Source organism: Microcystis sp. M49636_WE2 (assembly GCF_030065375.1).
Classification (GTDB): Bacteria; Cyanobacteriota; Cyanobacteriia; order Cyanobacteriales; family Microcystaceae; genus Microcystis; species Microcystis aeruginosa_C.
In genome coordinates this window covers 1-10,065 of the sequence record NZ_JASJFG010000461.1, presented here as the reverse complement: position 1 = coordinate 10,065, position 10,065 = coordinate 1, and the positions used below count along the sequence as shown (strand labels likewise).

Genomic DNA, 10,065 nt, shown 5'->3' with positions numbered 1-10,065 from the left:
CTTCAGAAATTGAAGAGATAATCGGCAAAATGACTAACCCTACTATCTTAGAAGAGCTACTAAAATTAGCAGCTACCGCTAATTCTCTCGCAGAATTTAAGCAGTCTTTGGCAAAAATCAATATCTAGAAAACGGGTTTCTTAGAAAACGGGTTTCTCAAAGAAACCCGTTTTCTTGTATAAATGTTAATTTTTGTTATAGAAACCTTGAAAAATTCGGGATTCTTTGCACAAAATAGTCGAAGTCATCCTTTGCGGTCAATGTCATGACTTCTACCCTGTTGCCGAGCCTTCCTGCTGTTGACGATGTTTTGTTCAATTTTGCTCAATCTGATGGCTTGAGTCAAGCTAATCGGGTGGATAGTGCGAGAAATCAGCGTTTAACCGCTACCGTAGTTTTCCTCGATGCTGGTGTTACCGATTATCAAACCCTACAAGCTGGAGTAATTCCAGAAGTCGCCACCGTTATTCTCTCTCCCAATCAAGACGGAATCGAACAAATATCCACTTTTTTACAACAAAATCCCCAGATTACCACCATTCACCTTGTTTCCCATGGTGCGCCGGGATGCTTATATTTAGGGAATTGTCAACTTAATTTAACAAATATTTACGATTATCGCCAACAGTTACAGAATTGGGCGAAGATTAATCATATTCTACGGCGTTGTCAAATTGAAAGATGATCAGAATCAGCTGGGAACTGAAATCACTTTGATAGCAAGGATTGCATTGCATCTTTCATATTCTGATCTGACAACGCCAATCCTTATGAACTCTGAGATTGATATTCTCAATCTTAATTGAGATGACTATATTTGTCTTGTAGCAAGGTTTAATACGTTTCTGCCATGGATACCTACTCCCCCGCCCTACGCTCTGCTGTTGCTGATGTTCTCCAATCCCTAGGGGATTTTGCCGCTGATCCTCTCTTTGCGGAAAAGTTTAAGCTAGTTTTTGGCACGGAGATTACGCCACGACGGTTCCGTGCGTTAACGTCCCCCGGAAATCTGCCGGAAGTTGAAATCCTAGCGGATGGGATTTTAGACGGCGCGGTAGGGGCTTTTTCGGCCCAGACAGGCAAGATCTATCTGTCGGAGTCGGTGGTTAATGGGGATGCGGGGCGCTTGCGGGCGGTGTTGTTAGAGGAGATTGGGCATTATTTGGATTTGGTGGTTAACGCTCAGGATACAACCGGGGATGAGGGTGAGTTGTTTTCGGCGCTGGTGCGGGGTGTTGAGATTGGCAGTGGGGAATTGCGTCGCCTACAGACAGAGGATGATTGGGCGGTCATTACCATTGATGAGCAGTTGGTCGCAGTAGAGCAGGCGACAACTAATCTGGGTTTAAGGCAAGGATATGGCTATCGAGATGATTCCGTCACGACATCAGACTCCGGCGATATCTGGATTTTTTCGACCACCGGTCAGGGAAATAGTAATCATTACGTCCAAGTGTCCTCTACCGCAACGAACGTTGATCTGGTACTAGACCTTTATAATCACTCTACCGGCCAGCTTTTAGTTCGCGCAGACGATTATGGCTCAAATTATAATTTAGAGGGCATTTCCCTTGCAGGTCTTCCGGCTGGAACCTATTCTGCTGTCGTTCGTAACTATTATGGCACTAACATTGGTTGGCCAGGCTCGGCTGGCTACCGACTAGAGATTAATGCGCCCCAGTCGGATTTGTGGCCTGTACCGTTGGAGTTGATTATTTCCACGACGCCGGGGAACTCGACCCAAGCCACCCAGATCACCTCGACTAATACTCTCTATATCGACGGCGCTTGGCAGAATATCGGCAGTGGCAGTACGGTATCGGGCTTTTCGAGCCGTTTACTTCTGAATGGAACCCAGATTGCTTCTTGGAATAACCTTGCGTTTAGCGCTGGCGACTTTGACTACTTCACCGACTTCGCTCTTGGCCCTCTAGCACCGGGCAACTATACCCTGACCTTACAGGTTGACTCGACTAATGCGGTTTTTGAGAGTGACGAGTCGAATAACACATATTCTCGCACGTTTACAGTCACAGCACCGAGTATTCCTCAAGATGGATACGAATCCAATAACACCCTCGCGACGGCAAGAAATCTCGGAACCCTGAGCGGATTAAGCGCCCTGCAAAATCTGACCATTCACAGTTCTACAGATACCGACTTTTTCCGCTTTACCACGGCGGGAACCTCCACCGATGAACACTATATCGCCGCTTTCTTTAATGGCGCTCAGGGGATTATTGATCTTAATTTCTTTGACAGCGCCGGTAACTTTCTGTTCTATGCTCTGGGAGAAGGGTCTGGCTACAACTATGTTCCCCTAGGCGGTTTACCGGCGGGGACCTACGTTGTCCAGTTGGGGAGTTATGCTGGGCAGACCAGTCCTGGTTATTTACTGGAATTTAATCTGCCAGTGGCTTTTACGACTACAGGCGATCGCCTAGAAACCAGTGGTAACTCTAATAATTTTGGGACAACGCCAACGTCCTTGGGAACCGTTGCGGGCTTTAAGCGGGAAAATGATCTGTCTATCCATACCCCCACGGATCAGGATTGGTTTTCTTTTACGATTACAGGGCAGACTAACAATAATCATTACATCGCCATTGATTTTAATAACACCCAGGGGAATTTAGATTTAGCCCTCTATGACAACCAAGGTCGTCTGATTACCTACGAGGCCAATAACACCGACGGGGAGTATATATCCCTCTGGGGACTGCCCCAAGGTACCTACCGAGTGGCGGTTTACAGTTGGCTTGGGCAAACGAATGAATATGATTTAATTATCAACGCGCCCGGAACGACTTCGGGAATTCAGAGCGATAGCTTTGAGAGCAATAACACCCGGAGTGCCGCTAAGGCACTGAAGAATTTTGGTTGGAGTTCTGAGAGCGGCTACAAGGAGTGGAATAATCTTTCCATCCACACGGCCAGCGATGAGGATTGGTTTAGTTTTGACCTCAAGCAAACCGGTGTCGAGGGGCATTTTGTCGGCATTGCGCTGGATAATATCCAAGGGGATTTAGATATTGAGCTTTACAACAGCGCCGGTAGTAAAATCGGGGAATCCAAGGGAACCCGTAATTTTGAGTCTATCAGTCTAGCGGGCCGGGGAACGGGTACTTATTTTGTGCGGGTGTTAGGTTTTAATAGTGCCGTCAATCCCAATTATTCCCTAGTCGTTAATACCCCTGGGGATGATATTTTTGAAGCCAATAATACGCGGGCAGTGGCAAAGGATTTAAGCAATCTCCGCACGTCTCCCCTCAAAACCTGGCAAAATCTGTCTATTACCGCCGGTGATAATGATTGGTTTAAGTTCAATTTACCGAGTCGGGGAACGGCTAATGATTTTGTCAGTGTTACCTTCAATCATAGTTTGGGGGATGTTGACCTAGAGCTTTATAACAGTAGCGGTACCCGTATCCTCAGTTCGGCAGGAACGTCTAATAGCGAGCGCATTTCCCTGGAGGAGCAGACTAGCGGCGATTACTTTGTGCGGGTGTTGGGTTATAACAACGCCACTAACCCCAACTACGACCTGACCATTAGCGCACCTTTAGCCAACGGGGCGGATAGCTTTGAGTCGAATAATAGTTTTTCGACGGCCTATAACCTGAATAATCAAATTGCGCCCTCCCAACAGGGGCGGCAGGTGGTCACCTTGGGGACTGATCCCGAGGAGTTTCTCTCGATTCACAACGGTAGTGATGTGGATTGGTTTAAGTTCACGATCGCCGGCGCCGGTCAGCAGGGACATTACGCGGCCATTAGTTTTGACCACACTCTGGGGGATCTAGATCTACAGCTTTACAATAGCTCTAACACCCTACTCAAAACCTCGGAGGGGGTCGCCAACGCCCATTCGGTGGACTTAAAGGGATTGAGTGCCGGGACTTATTATTTGCGGGTTTATGGTCACAATGGGGAGGTCAATCCGAGCTATACCTTGACAGTGGACGCGCCCTTTGCTGGGGTAACGGCGGACTGGGGGGAAGGCTCCGATAATAACAACGCGATCAGTCGGGCGACCAACTTGGGCAAGCTTGACCGTCAGTTTAATCGGGACAATTTATCGATTACCGCCAACGACACGGACTGGTTCCGCTTCGAGATTGACGCTAAGGGCGGGGTATCTGACGCGGCGGGTATTACTTTCAACCACCAGCAGGGGGATTTGGACATTGAGCTTTACGCTTCTGATGGGACGACCCTTCTGGATTCTTCCCAGGGAGTAGGGAACACGGAGAGCATTTCCCTCAATGGCCGCAATGCGGGGGTCTATTTCCTCAAGGTCTATGGCTATGGCGGTGCGACAAATTCAGAATATAGTGTGGCCATCAGCGCCCCGGTGAATGCGGCGGGGGATTGGGCGGATCGGCTGGCGGCCAATAACACGGCGGCGACGGCGCGGGATCTGAGGACGGTGCAGGGGTTCCAAACCTGGGAGCCGTTCTCGATTCACACGGCGACGGATGTGGATTGGTTTAAGTTCACGACTTTGGCGACGGCCAGCGCCACGGATTATCTACAAATTGACTTTGACCATACCCTGGGGGATTTGGAGCTTGAGCTTTACGCTTCCAATGGCACGACTCTGTTAGGCAAGTCGGAAACCACCAATAATTTTGAGCGCTTGAATTTGGTTAACACCAGTAATCAACCCCTAGGGGCGGGAACTTATCTGGTGAAGGTGACGGGTTATAACGGCGCGATTAATCCCAGTTATCAGCTTTCTGTTAACGCGCCCGATCCCAGCGTCAGTAAGGCGGATTGGGCGGAGGCGAATAATACCCGCGCCACGGCGACGGATCTTCAGACAATTGACGGGTCTCGTCTGTTTTCGGGGCTATCCATCCATCAGGGCGGCGATGAGGATTGGTTTAAGTTTACGACCATTGGTACGGGTCTTGCGGGTCAGGAGGTGAGTATCGCCTTCGATCACCAGTTGGGGAATCTTCAGTTGCAACTCTACCGGGAAGGTCAATCCACGCCGGTGTTAACCTCTGACACCCAGGGCGATCGGGAGTCGGTGTCTTTGGCGGGGTTAGCGGCGGGAACCTATGTGGTGCGGGTTTACGGGGCCGCCAGTTCGGTGACGAATCCGGAGTATTCCCTCTCGATCAACGCGCCCCAAACCCCGGAGGCGGATTGGCTGGATAAGCGCAGTCAGCCGAATAATACCCTAACGCTGGCCTATGATCTGCGGAATATTGACGGCAGTGTGGACTTAAGCGCCCTCTCGATTCACACGGCGACGGATGAGGATTGGTTTAAGGTACAGGTGGAGCAACGCACCGCCGCTAATCAGTTTGTCAACCTTGATTTTAATCACCAAGAGGGGGATCTGCGCCTCGAACTCTTTAACGCATCGGGGACTAAGTTAAGGGAGTCCAATACTAATAAAAACTCGGAGCAGGTTTCCCTCGCGAATCTCGACCCCGGCGCCTATTACGTCAAAGTGTCCGGCGCTGTTAATCCCAACTACAGCCTCACGGTACAGGGGATTCCTGATTTGGTAGCCGACGCTTTGGAAGGCGCGACCAATGGCCCGAAGGATGCCTATCAGTTGCGGGATTTGGCGGTTAGTGGGGGGCGTAGTATTGCTCTGTTGGAGAATTACGTACGTAGCAATCTAACTAATTCAACCAGCGATATTAACAGGCCTAGTCCTGTACCAGATAGATTTGGACGAATGGGTGCCGCAGCAATTAATCAGAATTATGTAAACACTCAAATTAGTAACAGTTTTGCTACATCTAATTTCAATAATGCAGTAAGAAACACGTCAAATTATCAAAGACCAACTGCTTCTCCCCAAAGTAGCCGTACACCCCAACGAACGACATCAAGCCAACCATTTTTTCTTAAGCAGGCTGATGTTGTACCACTTTTTCAGCTTGCTAGTGCTCTCAGTGAACGATCTGGTCTCAATATTCGAACTGTTATTACGCGATTACTACGAATAGAATCCATAAGCCAAATACAAATCAAATCTTCGGGTCAAAATGTGACCAACATTCCCGATCTCTCCATCGACAGCGCCACTGATCAAGATTGGTTTAAATTCACCCTGTCCGCCCAAGGACAAGATGGACAGTATGTCGGTTTAAACTTCGATAACTCTTTAGGAAACTTACAACTCGAACTCTTTGAAGCCTTTAACACCGACACCAACACCACTGAGAACCAATACCGAACCTTCCTAGTTGATCGCACCGGGGGCAACAGTGGCAATCAACAGATCAACCTCGCCGGATTAGCGAAAGGAAATTACCTCGTCCGCGTCAGTGGCGTTAATGGTGCGACCAACCCGAACTATAACCTGATCTTTAACGCTCCCCCCGCGCTAGACACCGCCGGGGATTGGACAGAAGCCAGCACCGACAACACCGCCAGCAAACCCTACGACCTCAAAACCGTCGAAGGCGTAACCTCCCTCAGCGCCCTCTCCATCCACACCGCCAGCGATCGAGACTGGTTCCAATTCAAAACTACCAGCGTTGGCAAAGCCGGTCATAACCTCCGCATCGACTTCAACCACGCCCTCGGCGATCTCGATCTTGTCCTCTACAACCAAGACGGCACTACCGTGCGGGGCCGATCCGAAACCACCGAAAACTACGAAGAAATCAGCCTCGACGGCCTCGCCGCCGGTACTTATCAAGTCCAAGTCCTCGGCTACCAAAACGCCACCAACCCCAACTACACCCTCACCCTCAGCGCCCCCAACGGCACTCAGACCCCCATCCTCTCCGACTACCTCGAAACCAACAACAGCGCCGCCACCGCCACCGACCTCGATCGCATCAGTAACCTCCGTAGTATCCCCGGACTCACCATCCATCAAGGAGACAACGACTGGTTTAAATTCACCACCACCCAAACCGGCACCGCCGCCAACTTCCTCAGCGTCGAATTTGAACACGCCCAGGGCGATCTACAACTAGAACTCTATCGGGCCAGCAACCTGACCACCCCCTACAAAACTGCCAACCTCTCCAGCGCCACCAATAACCGAGAAACCCTTTCCCTCGCCGGAGAAATCGCCGGCACCTACTACGCGCGGGTCATCGGCAACAGCAACGCCACCAACAACTACCAGTTCTACATCGACGCGCCCACCAACGCCGCCAACACCAAAAACGAATGGACGATCTTCGTCTATATGACCGGCAGTGACCTCGCTGAATCCGCCTTCAACGACATCAACGAGATGGAACTGGCCGCGGCCTCCCTGCCCAGTAACGTCAAAATCGCCGTCTTCTGGGATCAAACCGCCAACCGACCCTACGCCACCGCCAATCAAACCGCTTGGGGAACCGCCGGCTGGGCCATTCTCCAACCCGACACCGATCTCAAGCGCGTCGCCACCCCCTTCACCCTCCTAGACGAGAAAAACTCCGGCGATCCCGCCACCCTGACAGAATTTATCAACCTCGCCAAATCCGCCGCCCCCGCCAACAACTACGGCCTCATCCTGTGGAACCACGGCAACGGCGAACTCGGAGGCTTTAACGTCGATAACGAAGGCACCTCCGCCAATACCGGTGCCGATCGCCTCTACAGTACCGAACTCGACACCGCCCTCCAAAACGTCAAAAACGCCGATCCCAGCTTCTCCCTCAAACTGTTGGCTTTTGATGCCTGTTTAATGGCTATGGCGGAAGTGGCCTATATGGTACGCAACCACGCCGAAATTTTTGTCGCCTCTCAGGAAGCCGCCGAAGACACCGGCTACGACTACACCACCGCCTTCGCCGCCCTGATCAATAACCCCGGCGAAGTCAAAGCCATCGATCTGGCCAATAGCCTCATCGCCAGCTACCAACAACAACACCAAGGCGACAGAAGAGGCTGGGATACCCTCTCCGCTACCGGCACCTCTGCCCTCAACACCCTCGTCACCAGCGTCAAAACCTTTACCGATGCCGCCGTTGCCCTCACCAGTAACGCCACTTGGGACGCGATCAAAGATGCCCGCGATTTCGCCAACAGCTTCTACCCCGCCCCCTACTACCGGGATTTAGGTCAGTTCCTCCAAGCCGTCGCCACCAGCACCAACAGCAATCTTCCCGCCAATCTCAAAACCGCCGCCAATAACGCCCTCACCGCCCTGCGTAACCTAGTGGTGGATAAAACCGCCGACCAACGCAACGTTCAGGGTCTCTCGGTCTATTTTCCCGACAGCGGGGCGATCGACGCGGGGTACCTCGGCCGCAACTCACAATTCCTCAACGCCACCGGCTGGACAAATTTCCTCAACGCCTTTACCACCCGCGGCAGTAGCACCCGCAACCCCCTCCTACAGGATTGGGCCGAAGGCAACGACGTGGCCGCCCGCGCCTTTAACCTCAACACCTTAACCGGTAACGGCCACCGCTTCGCGAACCTAAGTCTCCATAACGCCGCCGATCAAGACTATTACCGCTTTAACCTTTCCCAAGCCGGTGCCACCAGCAACACCCTCACTGTTTCCTTCACCCCCCAAAGCGGCCAAAGCCTAGCGGTTTCCCTCTTCGACCCCGATAACCGGACCACGGCGCTGAAAACCGCCACCGCCAGCAACGGGCAAGCCAGCTTTAACCTATCGGGATTAGCGGCCAATAAAGAATATCTATTACTGGTCAACAGTCCCACGACGACCGGCCAACCCATTCCCAACTACACCCTCGCCATTAACCCCCCCGGTGCTGTCCAAAACAGCAACGATTGGGCTACTGGCAATAACATCGCCTCCAAAGCCGCCAATCTCGGCACGATTATTCAAGCCAACTGGTTCACCGGACTACAGGTCGATCCCGCCACCCCCGATTGGTTTAAATTCAACCTGCCCAAGGTGAGTCAACTGGTTCCCCTATCCGTCACTGTTCACATTGCTGGCAATGCTACCGCCACCGCCCAACTGTTTGACCCCAGTAACCTCAATACCCCCCTGGCTACCCAAACTGGCGCTGGTTCCCTGCAACTCACCACCCCGACTCCAGAACCCGGTAAGGTCTATCAACTTCGAGTTAGTCAACCCTCCGGCCAACTGGCGATCGCATACTCCATCGCCATTGAACCCGTCCTAGTGGCGTTGCCGACAGGGACTACCCTAGCAATTTCTGCCACCAGTGCCAGTCAAACCGAGGGCAACAGTGGCAGTAAAGCCTTTACCTTCACCGTCACTCGTGCGGTTAATACCACGGGAACCAATAACGTTAACTGGGCAGTTACGGGCAGCGGCAGCAATCCTGCCAATGCCACGGATTTTGTCGGGTCTGTGTTACCGTCAGGAACCGTGAGTTTTGCGGCGGGAGAAACCAGTAAGGTAATTACTGTTGACGTTCAGGGAGATACAACGGTAGAACTGAACGAAAACTTTACCGTCACCCTCTCCAATGCCACCAACGGCGCTACCATTACCACTGCTACTGCCACTGGAGCCATTCAAAATGATGATACCAGTGTCACCCCAATCGAAGCTTTTGGTAACACCAAATTAGTCCAAGACACAACTAATAAACTTTACACCCAAATTGGCGATAATAACCCCACTGCTATTAAAATTGGTGCCACTCAGATTACCACAAATATCTACCCTGGTTGGCAAACCTTAGCAGCAGAAACCGTCAACGGAGTCAATCAAGTTTTATGGAAATATAACGATGGTAATTATCTCCACTTGTGGAGTTTAGATAGTAACTGGAATTGGCAATCTTCCACCGGATGGTGGGGATTAAACTCATCGGAAGCTTTTACTCAAGAAACCAACTTTCAACAAGACTTTAACGGTGATGGAATCATTGGTTCACCTTACACCACAATTGAAGCTTTTGGTAACACCAAATTAGTCCAAGATGCGACTAACAACCTCTATGCTCAAATTGGCAATAATAACCCCACTGCTATTAAAATTGGTGCCACTCAGATTACCACAAATAGCTATTCAGGTTGGCAAACTCTAGCAGCAGAAACCGTCAACGGAGTCAATCAAATTTTATGGAAATATAACGATGGTAATTATCTCCACTTGTGGAGTTTAGATAGTAACTGGAATTGGCAATCTTCCACCGGATG

2 protein-coding genes are annotated in these 10,065 nt (G+C 51.0%); both read left to right on the top strand.

Translation table 11 applies throughout. The features are described 5' to 3' along the window. The first annotated feature begins 265 nt into the window (after positions 1–265). Entirely contained in the window at positions 266–685 is a 420-nt protein-coding gene (locus PX484_RS10935) for a DUF4347 domain-containing protein (RefSeq protein ID WP_288103819.1), read from the top strand. Positions 686–850: 165 nt separating this feature from the next. Beyond that, the coding region (locus PX484_RS10930; RefSeq protein ID WP_288103818.1) for a pre-peptidase C-terminal domain-containing protein at positions 851–10,065 on the top strand (9,215 nt) is incomplete at its 3' end.